Source organism: Rahnella sp. PAMC25559, from assembly GCF_050632365.1.
Lineage (GTDB): Bacteria > Pseudomonadota > Gammaproteobacteria > Enterobacterales > Enterobacteriaceae > Rahnella > Rahnella rivi.
In genome coordinates, this window is the sequence record NZ_CP192543.1 from 1,160,234 (window position 1) to 1,176,303 (window position 16,070).

Sequence of the window (16,070 nt, forward strand, 5' to 3'; positions counted from 1 at the left end):
GCCTGATTTAAGGTGCGCGTTATGGATGAAACAGAATTTGCCTGGCGGCAGTAGCGCGGTGGTCCCACCTGACCCCATGCCGAACTCAGAAGTGAAACGCCGTAGCGCCGATGGTAGTGTGGGGTCTCCCCATGCGAGAGTAGGGAACTGCCAGGCATCAAACAAGTGGAAAGCCCTGTACTGACGTACAGGGCTTTTTGCTATGTGAAATTTGAGTAAACATGTTCTTTAATTGTTCTATTATCCGCATAAACCGACGTCCTTAAGCATTCTTTTTATCTCTCTCCGACCCTTATTTTCCTTTCTTTATAACCAAATCCTCTAAATTAATAACCTAAGCTGAAACATTTTCACTTACCGGATGCAGGCTCGACATTGATTCAAAAAACCGTTATCTTCGGCTGTCTAGAAGTCTAAACGTATAAATGGATGCAGTGAGGAAGTTGTTATGCCGATCCGGGTTCCAGATGATTTACCAGCCGTTAATTTCCTGCGCAATGAGAATGTCTTTGTCATGACCTCTTCACGTGCGAAAACCCAGGAAATCCGTCCTCTTAAGGTGCTGGTTCTCAACCTGATGCCGAAAAAAATTGAGACTGAAAATCAGTTTTTGCGGCTGCTTTCCAACTCTCCATTGCAGATAGATGTGCAGCTGCTGCGTATCGACAGCCGCGAGTCAAAAAATACACCCGCCGAGCATTTGAATAATTTCTACTGTGATTTCGAAGATATCCAGCATGATAATTACGATGGTCTGATCGTCACGGGCGCACCTCTTGGTCTGGTCGATTTTTGTGATGTAGCTTACTGGCCTGAGATTGAAAGGGTTATTCACTGGGCAAAAGAACATGTCACTTCAACGCTGTTTGTCTGCTGGGCCGTTCAGGCTGCTTTAAATGTGTTGTACGACATACCCAAGATGACCCGTGAAACTAAGCTCTCGGGCGTATATCCGCACCAGACGTTGCAATCTGTCGCACTGCTCACCCGCGGGTTTGATGAAACCTTCCTGGCTCCACATTCACGCTATGCAGATTTTCCGGCAGATGTGCTGCGTCAGTACACAGATCTCGACATACTGGCGGAGTCAGAGGAAGCGGGTGCTTACCTTTTCGCGACGAAAGATAAGCGTATGGCGTTCGTTACAGGCCATCCTGAATATGATGCAGGTACGCTGGCCGGTGAATATCTGCGAGATGTCGCGGCCGGTCTTTCTCCCGATATGCCCTATAACTATTTCCCGCAGGATAATGTAGAGCTCTCTCCTAAAGCGACCTGGCGTAGCCACGGACATTTGCTCTTCACTAACTGGTTGAATTACTACGTTTATCAAATCACACCGTTTGATCTTCGCCAGATGAACCCTACCCTCGAGTAATACTTTGCAAGTTTTGACAGACGATCCCCGCGATCGTCTGTTTCATTTCAACATCTGCCAGATTTCATCCCTTCTAAGAAATCCCCCTTCGTCGTATGTCATATGCAATTACGAAATTCATTATCATTTTTTGAAAATTAATTTTCTTCATATCTTATTGATCATAAATACAAATTATTTTGTTTTAAAATAAAATGGAAATCGTTTTTGATTTTGTGGAAATTCTGATTACGCTTAAATCTATCGGGCAATAAATAACCAGAGCCAAATCGTCAAACGTTGCATCTGACGACGCTGGATTGTTTTCTACCCTAAAAGTATCTGCTAAGTGAGGCGGTCTGGCAGATTAAGCAGATAAATCAGGAGAATAGCGATGTCAGAGCAAATTATCCGCAGTCAGCTTGGCTTCACACGGCGTTTTGGTGAGCACGAAACACATATTCTGACAGAGGAAGCCGTCGATTTTCTTGCGGAACTGGTCATGCGTTTCACGCCACAGCGTAATCGCCTGCTGGCCGAACGCATCGCTGTACAGCAAAAAATTGATCAGGGAGAGTTGCCTGATTTTATTTCGGAAACTGATTCCATTAAAAATTCAGAATGGAAAGTCCGTAGTATCCCTGCTGATTTGCAGGACCGCCGTGTTGAAATCACTGGCCCTGTTGAACGCAAAATGGTCATTAACGCGCTCAATGCCAATGTAAAAGTATTCATGGCGGATTTCGAAGATTCTCTGGCTCCGGACTGGCAGAAAGTCATCGAGGGGCAGATTAACTTGCGTGATGCCGTTAATGGCACGATCAGCTACACCAATGAGTCGGGCAAGATTTATCAGCTCAGGCCAGACCCTGCCGTGCTGATTTGCCGCGTTCGGGGTCTGCATCTGCCGGAAAAGCATGTCACCTGGCAGGGCGAAGCCATTCCCGGTTCGCTGTTTGATTTTGCTTTGTACTTTTTCCACAACCACCGCGCCTTGTTATCAAAAGGCAGTGGTCCCTATTTTTACCTGCCGAAAATGCAGTCTTATCAGGAAGCTGACTGGTGGAGCAAGGTCTTCAGCTTTGCCGAAGATTATGCGGGATTGTCACGCGGTACGATCAAAGCGACGGTGCTGATTGAAACCCTGCCCGCCGTTTTTCAGATGGACGAAATTCTTTACCACCTGCGTGATCACATCGTTGGCCTGAACTGTGGCCGCTGGGATTACATCTTCAGCTATATCAAAACGCTGAAAAATCACGGCGATCGCGTTCTTCCCGATCGCCAGTCAGTCACCATGACGCAGCCCTTCCTCAACGCTTACTCACGATTACTGATCAAAACCTGCCATCGACGCGGCGCCTTCGCGATGGGGGGAATGGCGGCATTTATTCCCAGCAAAGATGCCCGGCGTAACGAATGGGTATTGAACAAAGTCAGAACGGACAAAGAGCTGGAGGCAAAAAACGGTCATGACGGTACCTGGATAGCGCATCCGGGGCTGGCTGACACCGTGCTTGAAGTGTTCGATAAAGTGCTCGGTAATCGCTCAAATCAGCTTGAGGTATTACGTGAAGAAGATGCTGGTATCACCGCAGAGCAGTTGCTGGAGCCTTGTTCCGGCGAGCGCACTGAAGAGGGAATGCGCGCCAATATCCGCGTGGCCGTGCAGTACATCGAAGCCTGGATTTCCGGCAACGGCTGCGTGCCGATTTACGGGCTGATGGAAGATGCGGCGACCGCAGAAATTTCCCGCACCTCCATCTGGCAGTGGATCCACCACGGTAGAACGCTCAGCGATGGCCAGCTTGTTACCAAGCCGATGTTCCGGCGCATGCTGAATGAGGAAATGCTGGTGATCCAACAGGAGCTGGGGGAACAGCGTTTCAGTGCCGGTCGCTTCACACAGGCCGCTGCATTGATGGAAAAAATCACCACACAGGACGAACTCATCGATTTCCTGACTCTGCCGGGCTATCAGCTGCTGGCCTGATCTTTCTTACCCTACTTATAAAAAGACCGGAGCACTCGCCATGAAAACAACACGTAATCAGCAAATTAAGCAGCTTGAAGAAACATGGAAACAACCCCGCTGGGCAGGGATCACCCGCCCCTACACTGCAGCACAAGTGATCAGTCTGCGCGGTTCTGTCAATCCGGAATGTACTCTGGCTCAGCACGGAGCCTCCCGTCTGTGGAATTTATTGCACGGCTCGTCACGCAAAGGTTATGTGAATTGCCTCGGCGCGTTGACTGGCGGTCAGGCTTTACAGCAGGCAAAAGCCGGTATTGAAGCCATCTATCTCTCCGGCTGGCAGGTTGCCGCCGACGCCAATACGGCTTCGAGCATGTATCCGGATCAGTCGTTATATCCGGTGAATTCAGTGCCTGAAGTGGTGGCGCGGATCAATAACACTTTCCGCCGTGCAGATCAGATCCAATGGTCGAATAACATTGAACCGGGTCAGCCGGGCTATACCGACTATTTCCTGCCGATTGTGGCCGATGCTGAAGCCGGTTTTGGCGGCGTACTCAATGCCTTTGAGCTGATGAAATCCATGATTGAAGCGGGTGCGGCGGCGGTCCATTTTGAAGACCAGCTTGCTGCAGTGAAAAAGTGCGGTCATATGGGCGGCAAGGTGTTAGTGCCGACTCAGGAAGCGGTGCAGAAACTGGTGTCTGCGCGTCTGGCTGCGGATGTGCTCGGCGTGCCGACGCTACTGGTTGCCCGAACCGACGCCGACGCTGCGGATCTGCTGACGTCTGACTGCGACCCGTATGACAATCAGTTTATTACCGGTGAGAGAACACACGAAGGCTTTTACCGCACGAATGCCGGTATCGGGCAGGCGATTAGCCGCGGACTGGCGTATGCGCCTTATGCGGACATCGTCTGGTGCGAAACCTCTACGCCAGATCTGGCGCTGGCCCGGCGTTTTGCGGACGCCATTCACGCCAGATTCCCCGGAAAATTACTGGCTTATAACTGTTCGCCATCCTTTAACTGGAAGAAAAATCTCGACGACAAGACCATTGCCAGCTTCCAGGATCAGCTTGCTGCGATGGGCTATCAGTACCAGTTCATCACGCTGGCGGGCATCCATAGCATGTGGTTCAACATGTTTGATCTGGCACATGCCTACGCGCAGGGTGAGGGCATGAAGCATTATGTCGAAAAAGTTCAGGAACCGGAGTTTGCGGCGATAGGGCGCGGCTACACCTTTGCCTCGCATCAGCAGGAAGTGGGGACCGGTTACTTTGATAAGGTCACCAACATCATTCAGGGCGGACATTCTTCAGTCACTGCGTTAACCGGTTCGACGGAGGAACAGCAGTTTTCCCCAACGCCTCACTGATTTCTCTTCAGCCCGGTGTCAGCCGGGCATTTCGCCTTCAGGAACCCAGACTATGCGCATAGAGTTGTTGATTGCTCAGACGATTTTGCAGGGATTCGATGCACAGTATGGCCGTTTTCTGGAAGTGACTGCGGGGGCTCAGCAGCGTTTCGAGCAGGCAGACTGGTCAGCCGTGCAGGCGGCAATGAAACAGCGGATCCATCTTTATGATCATCATGTCGGGCTGGTGGTCGCGCAGCTGAAATGCATTACCGGTCCGCATTTTTATGATGCGGCATTCCTTATCCGCGTTAAGCGCTGTTATTCCGGGTTACTGCCAGACTATCCGCGGGCAGAAATTGCCGAAAGTTTCTTTAATTCCGTCTATTGCCGGATCTTCAAACACCGGGATCTGACCGCAGACAAACTCTTTATTTTCAGCGAACAGCCGGTTCACCGTCCGCAACATTGCGCGCGTCCGTTAGCCAGACAGTATCCGGTACAGGGTCATCTCGCCGATTGCCTCGGGAAAGTGCTTGATGATTTGCCGATACGTTTACCCTGGGAAGACGCCCGGCGTGACATCGGATTAATCATCACCGTGCTGAAGCAGCGTTTTGCCGTGGCAGACCTGTCAGATGCGGTTCTTGAAATGGCGACTGAAATTTTCTACCGCAACAAAGCGGCGTGGGTCATTGGAAAAATCCGCATTAATCAGCAGACTTTTCCGCTGTTGCTGCCGGTACATCTGAGCCATAAAAACGAATTATTTGTCGATGCCTGCCTGACGGGCAGTGATGACGCCAGCATCGTATTTGGTTTTGCCCGTTCCTATTTTATGGTGTATGCCCCGCAGCCGGGCACGCTGGTGGAATGGTTGCGCGAGATTTTACCTGCTAAAACCACCGCTGAACTTTACAGCGCGATCGGCTGCCAGAAGCACGCCAAAACCGAATGTTACCGTGAGCATTTACGCTTTATGGCGCAGACAAATGAATCGTTCATTATTGCACCGGGCGTAAAAGGAATGGTGATGCTGGTGTTTACCTTGCCGGGCAGCGACCGGGTGTTTAAGGTGATTAAAGACCGTTTTTCACCTCAAAAAGAGGTCACCGAAGCGCAGGTTATGGCGTGCTACCAGCTGGTGAAAGAACACGACCGCGTGGGGCGAATGGCGGATACCCAGGAGTTCGAGCATTTTATTCTGGAGAAGAAAAATATCAGCCCTGAACTTATGGCAGAATTACTACGCGAAGTGCCGGCCAAAATTGAAGATCTGGGAAACTGCATTGCGCTTCGGCATCTCTACATTGAAAGACGCATGACACCGCTGAATATCTATCTGGAACAGGCGAGCGATCAGCAACTGTATGATGTGATTGAAGAATATGGCAATGCGATAAAACAACTGGCAGCGGCTAATGTTTTTCCCGGTGACATGTTGTTTAAAAATTTCGGTGTCACCCGCCACGGACGGGTAGTGTTCTATGATTACGACGAAATTTGTTATATGACAGAAGTGAATTTCCGCAATATCCCTGCACCGCGTTATCCCGAAGATGAACTCGCCAGCGAACCCTGGTACAGCATCGCGCCACAAGATGTTTTCCCGGAAGAGTTTCGATATTTCCTGTGTACTGATCCGCGCATTCGGCATGTGCTGGAAAATCTACACGGCGATATCTTTAAAACAGATTACTGGCAAAGACTCCAGCAGAGGATCCTGAGCGGTCATGTGGAAGATGTTTATGCCTACAGACAAAAGCAGCGTCTGAAAAATATATCAGGGCATTGAATGCCCTGATATATAATTAAAAATTCTGAGATTATTTAGCTGTTATATCCATCACTCATATTGGATGCTCTGCTGCAATGAGAGCCAAAGGAGGAAAAACTTGAAATATCGGACATACCCCGCGAACTTGCAGAACCTGCCGAGCTAAATTGTCTGTCAGCGCCCGTACTCAGGCATTCGAAGTCATACGCACTAAAAAGGCTTTCCGGAAGGATTTTCTTAATATTAGGATAGAGATTCGTATGACGGCGGTCCGGTGCAGGTTGATAATGCCCGCTCGCGTTACTCCATGATACTAAAGTACGATGATTGAAAAGCATGTCTCCGGCAAAAAGCACGTCCTGGCATTGTGTCAGTGAAGTATGCCCTTCAACTTCGCATCGGGTGGTCGAATTAAATACGTTACCCATTGCATTAGCGCCTCTGTCAGATTTATTACTGCCAGAACTTTCGAAGGCTAAAAACTGATTAATGGAGTCGTAAGCTAATCCGCAATAAATTTGTGCAGGGTTGCTGGAAAGAATAACAAACAAGAATCGACCATTTAAAGGCGGATTAAATATAGAGGATCCTTCAATAGGCGTAATAGAATAACCCTCCGCCAGGCTATGTTGCAAAGTAAAAATCTTATCTCTTCTTGCCGGCGTTTGCGGGGTGTTCAACACAACCTCCATTGGCATTAAAGGATACTTTAGCGAATTGGCTTTTTTTATCCTTTCTAAATGTTTTTCCTTAAGTCCGAAAGAAAAATAGGTTTCCAGCAACTTTAATTCTCTGTGATTCAATGTGAAATATCCTTATAAAACACGGGTGCTATTTTTCAAAAACAGAGGTTATCCTGACTGTCATTGAAAATCCGTAGCCTGCCTTTCGGCCCATTTGCTACCCCGCTATTTTCTCTTTTAATGCTTACCACCGCCATAGGCTTGCGTAATTTCTTTCGCTGCATGGATAACTAATGCACCTAACTCGGTCACTCGATCGTCGGTGATGCGCGATATCGGGCCTGAAATCGAAATAGCGGCATACGCATCATTATGCTCATCGTAAATGCAGGTCGCCACGCAGCGCAGGCCAAGTGCATGTTCCTCATCATCAAAGGCATACCCACGTTTACGTGTGTCGGCCAACTCCTGTTTCAGGTTTACCGGAGACGTTTTGGTCAGCGGCGTGTAGCTGTGCAATCCGATTTTATGCAGCAACTTCACCAGCCGCTCTTCCGGCAGCGTGGAAAGAAAAGCTTTCCCCGCGCCCGAAGCATGCATCGGTAATTTTCCGCCGATGGGGGCGGACATGCGCATCAGCGCATTGCATTGCACCTGATCGATGATGATCGCCTGATAATCACTGTGATCCAGTACCGCCAGATTCACCGTTTCTCCAGATTCCTCCATCAGACGGCGCAGCATCGGGTGCACCATCGCGAGTAAATTACGACTTTGCAGGAAGCTGCTGCCCACCACAAAGGCATGTGAACCGATGGTCCATAAACCCAAATCGCCGACCTGACGAACAAACCCCTGCTGTTGCATGGTGGTCAGCAAACGGTGGGTGGTGGAATTCGGTAAACCGGCCTGCTGTGCCAGATCGGTCAGCGCCACACTGCCCTGAGCTTCGGCAATGTATTCCAGCAATTTCAGTCCACGTGTCAGGGATTGTACCTGCCCGGTGGCGGCGCTGCCTGTCGCGGCAGCGGCTTTAGGTTTTTTAACGCGTTTGGCCTGAGTGGATGCGGAAGTTGCCATGAGTCTGTTCCTTATAAGATGTGCCAAAGACTGGCAAAGAAAAAATCGTTTTTGGAATTGGTTTTCGTTTTTACAGTATGGATCGCAACCTGCCTTTGCGCTCATCCGATGTGTTGCACGCTATTTGCGGGATGTCTTCCCGAATTGAAAAAGTCTCACGTCGGCGCGGCCTTTTGGCCGGGGAAGGTATGCTAGGATGTTGACCATAATTTCCGGCGCAGAAATGAACAATTTGCCGGGTGTGCGTGATGGGTGATGAGGTGAAAGTGACTAATCGAGTAGAGGCGCTACATAAGCAGCTGGCACAGCGCATTTTGGTTCTGGACGGTGGCATGGGCACCATGATCCAAAGCTATCGTCTGGAAGAAGAGGACTACCGTGGCGAACGTTTTGCTGACTGGGAAAGCGATCTTAAAGGCAATAACGATCTTCTGGTGCTCTCCAAACCTGAAGTGATCGTCGAGATCCACAATGGCTACCTGGCTGCTGGCGCCGATATCCTCGAAACCAACACCTTTAACTCGACCACCATCGCGATGGCTGACTACCATATGGAATCGCTGTCAGCTGAAATTAACTACGAAGCGGCCCGGCTGGCGCGCCAGTGCGCCGATGAGTGGACCGCCCGCACGCCGGACAAACCGCGTTATGTGGCCGGTGTGTTAGGGCCGACTAACCGTACCGCCTCGATTTCCCCGGATGTGAACGATCCGGCGTATCGCAACGTTTCTTTTGATCAACTGGTAGAAGCCTACCGGGAATCTACCCGCGCGCTGGTTAAAGGTGGCGCGGATTTGATCATGATCGAAACCGTTTTCGACACGCTTAACGCCAAAGCCGCCACCTTTGCGGTAGAAACTGAATTTGAAGCACTGGGCATCGTGCTGCCGGTGATGGTTTCCGGCACCATCACCGATGCCTCTGGGCGAACCTTATCAGGCCAGACCACCGAAGCCTTCTACAACTCACTGCGTCACGTTAAGCCGCTGACCTTTGGTCTTAACTGCGCGCTGGGGCCGGATGAATTGCGCGAATATGTCGCCGAACTATCACGTATCGCGGAATGCTACGTCACCGCCCACCCGAATGCCGGTCTGCCGAACGCCTTTGGTGAGTACGATCTGGAAGCCAAAGAAATGGCGGAGCACATCGGTGAGTGGGCCCGTTCGGGCTTTCTGAACATCGTCGGTGGCTGTTGTGGCACCACGCCCGCGCATATCGCGGCGATGGTGAAAGCCGTAGAAGGCGTGCCGCCGCGCGTTCTGCCTGACATTCCGGTTGCCTGTCGTCTGGCCGGGCTTGAACCGCTGACCATCGATGCGAAAACGCTGTTTGTGAACGTCGGCGAACGAACTAACGTGACCGGTTCCGCCCGTTTTAAGCGGCTGATCAAAGAAGAAAAATACGCAGAAGCGCTCGCCGTCGCCCGCCAGCAGGTGGAAAGCGGCGCGCAAATCATTGATATTAATATGGATGAGGGGATGCTCGACGCGGAAGCGGCGATGGTGCGCTTCCTCAATCTGATTGCCGGTGAACCGGATATTGCCCGTGTGCCGATCATGATCGATTCCTCCAAATGGAACGTCATAGAACAGGGCCTGAAATGCATTCAGGGAAAAGGCATTGTTAACTCGATCTCCATGAAAGAGGGCGAGGAAGCTTTCCTGCATCATGCACGCATGGTTCGCCGTTACGGTGCCGCCGTGGTGGTGATGGCCTTCGATGAAACCGGGCAGGCGGATACCCGCAAACGCAAAATAGAAATCTGCCGTCGTGCCTATAAATTGCTGACAGAGAAAGTCGGTTTTCCGCCGGAAGACATCATTTTCGATCCGAACATTTTTGCGGTCGCCACCGGCATCGAAGAGCACAACAACTATGCTGTCGATTTCATTGAGGCCTGCGCAGATATCAAAGCGCAGCTGCCGCACGCGCTGATTTCCGGCGGTGTTTCCAACGTCTCATTCTCGTTTCGCGGTAATGACCACGTTCGCGAAGCCATTCACGCCGTTTTCCTCTATCACGCCATCCAGAACGGTATGGATATGGGGATTGTTAACGCCGGTCAGTTAGCCATTTATGATGATCTCCCGGCTGAACTGCGCGATGCCGTTGAAGACGTGATCCTTAACCGGCGCGACGACGGTACTGAGCGCCTGCTCGATCTGGCGGAGAAATATCGCGGCAATAAAGATGATGGGGAAGCCAATAAGCAGCAGGCCGAATGGCGCGGATGGGATGTAAAAAAACGTCTCGAATACTCGCTGATTAAAGGCATTACCGAGTTTATCGAACTGGATACGGAAGAGTGCCGCCAGCAGGCTGCGCGCCCGATTGAAGTGATCGAAGGGCCGCTGATGGACGGCATGAACGTGGTGGGCGATTTATTCGGCGCCGGTAAAATGTTTCTGCCGCAGGTGGTGAAATCTGCCCGCGTGATGAAGCAGGCCGTGGCTTACCTCGAGCCATACATTGAAGCCAGCAAAGAGAAAGGCAAAACCAACGGCAAAATCCTGCTGGCTACGGTGAAAGGCGATGTGCATGACATCGGCAAAAATATCGTCGGTGTGGTGTTGCAGTGCAATAACTACGAGATTATCGATCTTGGCGTGATGGTCGCGACTGACAAAATTCTGAAAACGGCCATCGAAGAAAAGGTCGATATCATCGGGCTTTCCGGCCTGATCACACCTTCGCTGGATGAAATGGTGAACGTGGCCAAAGAGATGGAGCGACGTGGCTTCACAATGCCGCTGCTGATCGGCGGCGCAACGACCTCCAAAGCGCACACCGCCGTTAAAATCGAGCAAAACTACAGCGGCCCGACGGTCTATGTACAAAATGCCTCGCGTTCGGTGGGCGTGGTGTCTGCGCTGCTGTCCGATGAACAGCGCGGCCCTTTCATCGAGCGCACGCGCAAAGAGTACGACACCGTGCGTATTCAGCATGGCCGTAAAAAACCACGCACGCCGCCGGTCAGTCTGGAGGTCGCGCGTGATAACGCCACCACCATTGACTGGGAAAGCTACACGCCGCCGGTGGCACACCGTCTGGGCGTACAGAAAGTGGAAGCCAGCATTGAAACGCTGCGCAATTACATCGACTGGACGCCGTTCTTTATGACCTGGTCGCTGGCCGGAAAATATCCGCGCATTCTTGAAGACGAAGTGGTCGGCGAAGAGGCGAAGCGCCTGTTTAAAGATGCCAATGACCTGCTCGATAAACTCTCCGCAGAGAAATTACTCAACCCGCGTGGCGTTGTCGGCCTGTTCCCGGCAAACCGCAGGGGCGATGATATTGAGATCTACAGCGATGAGCGTCGTCAGGATGTGCTGGTTGTCAGCCATCATCTGCGCCAGCAAACGGAAAAAACCGATTTCGCCAACTACTGCCTGGCTGACTTTGTCGCCCCGAAATCCAGCGGTAAGAAAGATTACATGGGCGCATTCGCCGTGACCGGCGGGCTGGAGGAAGACGCGCTGGCCGAGGCCTATGACAGGCAGCACGACGACTACAACAAAATCATGATCAAAGCGCTGGCTGACCGTCTGGCGGAGGCCTTTGCAGAATATTTGCATGAGAAAGTGCGTAAGGTCTACTGGGGCTTTGCGGCCAACGAGAACCTGAGCAATGAAGAGCTGATCCGCGAGAATTATCAGGGGATACGTCCGGCGCCGGGTTATCCGGCCTGTCCGGAACATACGGAAAAAGGTCAAATCTGGACGTTGCTGGATGTGGAAGCCAACACCGGCATGCAACTGACCGAATCTTTTGCGATGTGGCCGGGAGCAGCAGTTTCTGGCTGGTACTTCAGCCACCCGGACAGCAAATATTTCGCCGTGGCGCAGATTCAGCGCGATCAGGTCGAAGACTACGCCGCGCGTAAGAATATGCCGGTCGCCGAAGTTGAACGCTGGCTGGCGCCAAACCTGGGTTACGACGCCGACTAATACCTGTCATCCTTCATGCTGACTCTGCGTTGGCCTGCTATCACAAACCCCAGTCACTTTCTAAAATAAGTGACTGGGGTTCATTCAGTTGCCGCCTTGATTCATCCCGAATGATTCAGGGTATCCCGGCAGTGTTTTTGCCCACTGAAATCAATTCACTTCTACATCAATGTGCAGCGCGTCATAGCGCCAGTATTCCAGATCGCAGTCGATGACCCGATCGTGCTGGTCGCGGTTGGTGCGCGTAATAAACAGCGCCGGACTGCCGGAGGCGACTCTCAGCGCGCGTGAAGCTTGCTCGGACAGCAGCGTGGGCACCATATCAAAACGAACGCGTCCGTAATGAATATCATAGCGGGCAGCGTATAAATCTGTCAGAGATGTCGTGAGATCGGCGTCGAGAATACCCTGAAAATACAGCGGATTAAGGTAGTGCTCGACATACAAAACGGGGCGCTTGTCGATATAACGTAACCGGCGGATACAAATCACCTCACTCCCTGATGGCAACAGGAGTTTCTGGCAGACCGTCTCACTGGCAACGCAATATTTCGCATCAATGACTTCAGTTTGCGCATCGCGCCCCTGATCTTTCGCCATCGCGTGAAAATGACTTCTTTGCAACGGGTTATAGACAATGCGCGGCGGTGACACAAACCAGCCGCGCCGGACTTCGCGATAAATCAGCCCCTGCGCTTCGAGCTGGCTCAATGCTTCCCGCAGCGTGATGCGGGTTGTGGAAAAGTGGTCACTCAGCGCACGCTCAGAAGGCAGCCTTCCCTCGGCTGAAAATGCCCCCGTTGCGATACTTTCACTTAACGCCTTACAAATCACGGCAACGGTCGTCTGCGATTCACCCATCGGTCAGCAAGCCTCATTTCAGTGCGTTTTTGCACCAATCCGACCCTTTACTGTGTAAATAATGTGCGCCCGTTAACAGCTGTAAGCTTAAAACTGCTGCTTTTTCACGCTGACATATAATTATCACAATTGATCGTTAGATTGGCTTGGTTCTTGCTGGACTAGACCAGCACTTCACACACTACCATCTGGAGCATCCGTTATGAAACAGTTGTTCGCTTCTGTGTTAACCAGCGCGCTCGTATTGTCCACCTCTGCCGCTTTTGCCGCTGAGCCTCCTGCTGAACTCGTGAAAGCGGCGCAAGCTGAAGGCACGGTAAACAGCGTCGGTATGCCTGATGACTGGGCGAACTGGAAGGGAACCTGGAGTGATTTGAGCACCAAATATGGCCTCAAACACAGCGATACTGACATGAGCTCGGCGCAGGAAATCGCCAAATTCCTCGCGGAAAAAGACAACGCCAGCGCAGATATTGGCGACGTAGGAGCCGCGTTCGGGCCGGTAGCGGTGCAGAAGGGCGTCACCCAGCCTTACAAACCGACCACCTGGGATCAGGTGCCGGACTGGGCGAAAGATAAAGAAGGTATGTGGGCACTCGCTTACACCGGCACCATTGCTTTCATCATTGATAAATCTCAGGTGAAAGATGAGCCGCACAGCTGGGCCGATCTGCTGAACAGTAAATACAAAGTCACTATCGGCGATGTGAGCACCGCAGCGCAGGCCGCCAACGGCGTGCTGGCAGCCACTTACGCCATGGGCGGTAACGAAACTAACCTGAAACCGGGGCTGGAATACTTTGGCAAGCTGGCGAAAGCAGGGCGTCTGAGCCTCACTAACCCGGTGATCGCCTCTCTGGAAAAAGGTGAAGTGCAGGTCGGTGTGGTCTGGGACTTCAACGGTCTGAGCTATCGCGACAAAATCGACAAAACCCGCTTCGACGTGGTGATCCCATCTGATGGTTCCATCACTTCCGGCTATACCACCATCATCAACAAATTCGCCAAACACCCGAACGCCGCCAAACTGGCGCGCGAATACATCTTCTCTGATGCAGGCCAGATCAACTTAGCGCAGGGTTATGCCCGTCCGATCCGTGCCGACCACATCACCCTGCCTGATGATGTGAAAGCCAAACTGCTGCCATCGAGCGAGTACAAAAATGCGCATCCGATTGCGGATACGGCTGCCTGGGATAAGAGCGCTAAAACCTTGCCTCGCCTGTGGCAGGAAAACGTCATGATCAATATGCAGCAGTAAGCGTGGGATCAATAAAATAAAAGCGAACAGCGAAAGCATTGTTTTCATTACAACACCTGCACCAAAGGCAAACGTGTCATGAAGAGCATTCTGGTAGTACTGGACGGCCTGAATTATCAGGTCGGCCACGACGCAATGGGGTATTTACAGGCGCAGTGTGCCGCAGGACGCGGCCGCTTGTATCCGCTGGAATGTGCACTGCCTTCGCTGTCCCGGCCACTGTATGAGTGCATCCTCACCGGCATCACGCCGGTGATGAGCGGCATTGTGAATAATCAGGTTGACCGGTTATCCACACAGCGCAGTATTTTTCATTATGCCCGCGACGCCGGTCTGACGACGGCAGCTGCGGCCTATCACTGGGTCAGTGAGTTGTATAACCGCACGCCGTTCGACCCGCCGAGGGACCGCCATACCAGCGATGACACGCTGGCTATTCAGCACGGTCATTTTTATTACGACGACGTCTACCCGGATTCGCATTTGTTCGACGATGCCGAGAGTCTGCGCCGCCGCCACGATCCGGATTTCCTGCTGATCCACCCGATGAACATTGACGACGCCGGGCATAAATTTGGTCTGTCGACGCCTCAGTACCGCAACAAAGCGCGGACGGCAGACGGCATCCTGTCACGCTATCTGGGGGACTGGCTCGATGCGGGTTATCAGGTCATTGTCACCGCTGACCACGGCATGAACGACGATCGCAGCCACGGCGGCATTTTGCCGGAAGAGCGCCAGGTGCCGTTATTTGTTTTCGGCAGTGCGTTCAGCTTGCAAGACGCCGCGCCTCTGCAAACTGAGCTGTGCGGAACCCTTTGTCAGATCCTCAATATTGCCCACGATAAGCCACACTGCGCGGCATTACTGGCCTGAATCCCGTCACTTTTAAAGGATACCCGATGAAAGCTAAGTGGATTGCAGCGCTGTTTATGCTGCCGTTTCTGGTGTTCTTCATTGCCTTTCAGCTGGCGCCGCTGGCCTGGATTGCGGTCAGCAGCTTTTACAGTGAAACCTATGAAGCCTGGGGGCTGGGAAATTACACCGACATCCTGACCTCGCCGTTCTATCTGCAGGCCATGCGTTTCTCGCTGGATATTTCGATCTGGTCAAGCGTCTACGGTTTGCTGATTGCGTTAGTGGGCAGTTACTCACTTCGCCAGCTCGGCCCGACAAAGCTGCATGACTTCGTGATGTCGTTTACCAACATGACCAGTAACTTTGCGGGTGTCCCGCTGGCCTTCGCCTTTGTGATACTGCTCGGTCTTAACGGCTGCCTGACCCTGCTGCTGCAAAAATACGGGCTGATGGAAAACTTCAATCTGTATTCAAAAAGCGGACTGATCGTTCTCTATACCTATTTTCAGATCCCGCTGGGCGTATTGCTGATGTACCCGGCATTTGATGCGCTGCGCGAAGACTGGCGGGAGTCTGCCGCTTTGCTGGGGGCCGGCCGCTGGAGTTACTGGCGCTACATCGGTATGCCGGTACTGTTTCCGGCGCTGATGGGGACGTTCGTGATTTTGCTCGCCAATGCACTCGGCGCCTACGCCACGGTGTACGCCCTGACCACCGGCAATTTCAACGTCGTGCCGGTGCGAATTGCCGCGCTGGTGTCCGGCGATATTTCCCTCGACCCCAATATGGGCAGTGCGCTGGCGATGTTACTGGTGGTGCTGATGGCCTTTATCACGCTGATCCATCAGTGGTTATTGCGTAAAAGTTATCTCAGTCAGCGCAGCTGATTACCGGAAAAAGGAACGTAA

11 protein-coding genes and 1 rRNA gene are annotated in these 16,070 nt (G+C 52.0%); 9 read left to right on the forward strand and 3 right to left on the reverse strand.

All coding sequences use genetic code 11. From position 1 onward, the window contains the following. The first annotated feature begins 40 nt into the window (after nucleotides 1-40). The 5 genes from rrf to aceK all read left to right on the forward strand — a co-directional run bounded on the left by rrf (nucleotide 41) and on the right by aceK (nucleotide 6,487). Nucleotides 41-156: ribosomal RNA gene (rrf, locus tag ACQZQY_RS06725) — 5S ribosomal RNA — on the forward strand. A 292-nt stretch (nucleotides 157-448) separates the two neighbouring features. Continuing rightward, nucleotides 449-1,378: a homoserine O-acetyltransferase MetA gene (gene metA, locus ACQZQY_RS06730; RefSeq protein WP_056775984.1), complete on the forward strand. Its 930-nt coding sequence runs from the start codon at nucleotides 449-451 to the stop codon at nucleotides 1,376-1,378. A 373-nt stretch (nucleotides 1,379-1,751) separates the two neighbouring features. Then, nucleotides 1,752-3,350, forward strand: a complete 1,599-nt coding sequence (gene aceB / locus ACQZQY_RS06735) for a malate synthase A (protein ID WP_431296814.1) — start codon at nucleotides 1,752-1,754, stop codon at nucleotides 3,348-3,350. A gap of 40 nt (nucleotides 3,351-3,390) precedes the next feature. Continuing rightward, nucleotides 3,391-4,713 carry an isocitrate lyase gene (gene aceA, locus ACQZQY_RS06740; RefSeq protein WP_431296815.1) on the forward strand — a complete coding sequence of 441 codons (1,323 nt, stop codon included), beginning with the start codon at nucleotides 3,391-3,393 and terminating at the stop codon, nucleotides 4,711-4,713. Nucleotides 4,714-4,765: 52 nt separating this feature from the next. Then, nucleotides 4,766-6,487 carry a bifunctional isocitrate dehydrogenase kinase/phosphatase gene (aceK, locus tag ACQZQY_RS06745; protein WP_431296816.1) on the forward strand — a complete coding sequence of 574 codons (1,722 nt, stop codon included), beginning with the start codon at nucleotides 4,766-4,768 and terminating at the stop codon, nucleotides 6,485-6,487. A gap of 35 nt (nucleotides 6,488-6,522) precedes the next feature. On the opposite strand, the gene ACQZQY_RS06750 is transcribed toward aceK, so the two are convergent. After that, the gene (locus ACQZQY_RS06750) at nucleotides 6,523-7,272 is read right to left on the reverse strand and encodes a hypothetical protein (RefSeq protein WP_431296817.1); all 750 of its coding nucleotides are present in this window, start codon (nucleotides 7,270-7,272) and stop codon (nucleotides 6,523-6,525) included. A 117-nt stretch (nucleotides 7,273-7,389) separates the two neighbouring features. Continuing rightward, a complete protein-coding gene (iclR, locus tag ACQZQY_RS06755) occupies nucleotides 7,390-8,232 on the reverse strand; it encodes a glyoxylate bypass operon transcriptional repressor IclR (protein WP_431296818.1) in 843 nt (280 codons plus the stop codon). Nucleotides 8,233-8,480: 248 nt separating this feature from the next. Here iclR and metH point away from each other — a divergent pair, with 248 nt between their 5' ends. Further along, on the forward strand, nucleotides 8,481-12,182 hold the full coding sequence (metH, locus tag ACQZQY_RS06760; RefSeq protein ID WP_217204519.1) for a methionine synthase: 3,702 nt from the start codon (nucleotides 8,481-8,483) through the stop codon (nucleotides 12,180-12,182). A 150-nt stretch (nucleotides 12,183-12,332) separates the two neighbouring features. On the opposite strand, the gene ACQZQY_RS06765 is transcribed toward metH, so the two are convergent. Next, entirely contained in the window at nucleotides 12,333-13,043 is a 711-nt protein-coding gene (locus tag ACQZQY_RS06765; RefSeq protein ID WP_217204518.1) for a UTRA domain-containing protein, read from the reverse strand. Between the two features lie 202 nt (nucleotides 13,044-13,245). Between ACQZQY_RS06765 and ACQZQY_RS06770 the strand changes: the two genes are divergently transcribed. From ACQZQY_RS06770 to ACQZQY_RS06780, 3 genes are all read left to right on the forward strand, one after another. Continuing rightward, the gene (locus tag ACQZQY_RS06770; RefSeq protein ID WP_056775999.1) at nucleotides 13,246-14,304 is read left to right on the forward strand and encodes an ABC transporter substrate-binding protein; all 1,059 of its coding nucleotides are present in this window, start codon (nucleotides 13,246-13,248) and stop codon (nucleotides 14,302-14,304) included. Between the two features lie 78 nt (nucleotides 14,305-14,382). Beyond that, entirely contained in the window at nucleotides 14,383-15,180 is a 798-nt protein-coding gene (locus ACQZQY_RS06775; protein WP_183848295.1) for an alkaline phosphatase family protein, read from the forward strand. Between the two features lie 26 nt (nucleotides 15,181-15,206). Further along, nucleotides 15,207-16,049 carry an ABC transporter permease gene (locus ACQZQY_RS06780; protein ID WP_056776004.1) on the forward strand — a complete coding sequence of 281 codons (843 nt, stop codon included), beginning with the start codon at nucleotides 15,207-15,209 and terminating at the stop codon, nucleotides 16,047-16,049. The last annotated feature ends 21 nt before the right edge of the window (nucleotides 16,050-16,070 follow it).

Bases quoted from the DNA above. Each gene is read 5' to 3' on its own strand.
- ACQZQY_RS06780 (WP_056776004.1), top strand. From the start codon at position 15,207: ATGAAAGCTAAGTGGATTGCAGCGCTGTTTATGCTGCCGTTTCTGGTG.
- metA (WP_056775984.1), top strand. From the start codon at position 449: ATGCCGATCCGGGTTCCAGATGATTTACCAGCCGTTAATTTCCTGCGC.
- ACQZQY_RS06770 (WP_056775999.1), top strand. From the start codon at position 13,246: ATGAAACAGTTGTTCGCTTCTGTGTTAACCAGCGCGCTCGTATTGTCC.
- iclR (WP_431296818.1), bottom strand. From the start codon at position 8,232: ATGGCAACTTCCGCATCCACTCAGGCCAAACGCGTTAAAAAACCTAAA.
- ACQZQY_RS06775 (WP_183848295.1), top strand. From the start codon at position 14,383: ATGAAGAGCATTCTGGTAGTACTGGACGGCCTGAATTATCAGGTCGGC.
- aceA (WP_431296815.1), top strand. From the start codon at position 3,391: ATGAAAACAACACGTAATCAGCAAATTAAGCAGCTTGAAGAAACATGG.
- aceK (WP_431296816.1), top strand. From the start codon at position 4,766: ATGCGCATAGAGTTGTTGATTGCTCAGACGATTTTGCAGGGATTCGAT.
- metH (WP_217204519.1), top strand. From the start codon at position 8,481: ATGGGTGATGAGGTGAAAGTGACTAATCGAGTAGAGGCGCTACATAAG.
- ACQZQY_RS06765 (WP_217204518.1), bottom strand. From the start codon at position 13,043: ATGGGTGAATCGCAGACGACCGTTGCCGTGATTTGTAAGGCGTTAAGT.
- aceB (WP_431296814.1), top strand. From the start codon at position 1,752: ATGTCAGAGCAAATTATCCGCAGTCAGCTTGGCTTCACACGGCGTTTT.